This is a genomic window from Vibrio sp. 1978 (assembly GCF_033344345.1).
Window position 1 is genome coordinate 1 of record NZ_JAWPOP010000411.1, and the last position, 735, is coordinate 735.

The following is a 735-nucleotide window of genomic DNA, read 5'->3' on the forward strand; positions in this document are numbered from 1 at the left end:
TATGGACACGCGTGAAAAGCTGATCGGTGAGCTGTCACAAGTGATCGAAGTGAAAACAACCGATCAACCGGATGGCAGCATGCAGGTGACGTTGGTTTCTGGTCAGCCGTTAGTCATGGGCTCGGACTTTGGTCAATTGTCTGCGATTCCTGATCCAAGCGATCCGTATCTTGCGGATCTGCACGTGAATTTTGCTAATCAAAGCTTCGCTATTGGCGATTCGGTCGGGGGTAAGTTGGGTGCCATCAACGATTACCAAACCGACGTTCTAAAGCCAAACCAAGTGGCGCTTGATGACATGGCAAAAGCTCTGGCAGATGAGTACAACGCGGTACTTGCTACAGGTAAAGACTTGAAAGGCAATGCTGGCAAACCACTGTTTAACTACGACCCTGATAACCCAGCGGCAAGTTTAACCATCACAGATTTGAGCGCGGAAGAATTAGCGTTTTCAAGCGATGGTACGCCGGGTAACGCGAATGTTCTTAAATCTCTGATTGATTTGAGTAACAAACCGGTTGCGGTAACGGGCTACGGCTCAGTGAGCTTGAACGATGCCTTTACCTCAATGGTTGGCCAAACGGCGATCAAAGCGCGTCAGGCTGATGCGGATTACCAAGCAAAACTGGCAATGAGCAAGCAAGCGCATACCGCTCGCGACAACGTAAGTGCCGTGAACAGCGATGAAGAAGCCGCGAACTCGATGACGTTTGCTAACGCGCACAATGCCAACAT

The 735-nt window shown here is 50.1% G+C and carries 1 protein-coding gene; it reads left to right on the forward strand.

The features are described from left to right. Positions 1 to 735 (forward strand): FlgK family flagellar hook-associated protein (locus tag R8N49_RS26925; protein WP_412034918.1); only part of this gene is annotated, 735 nt, incomplete at both ends.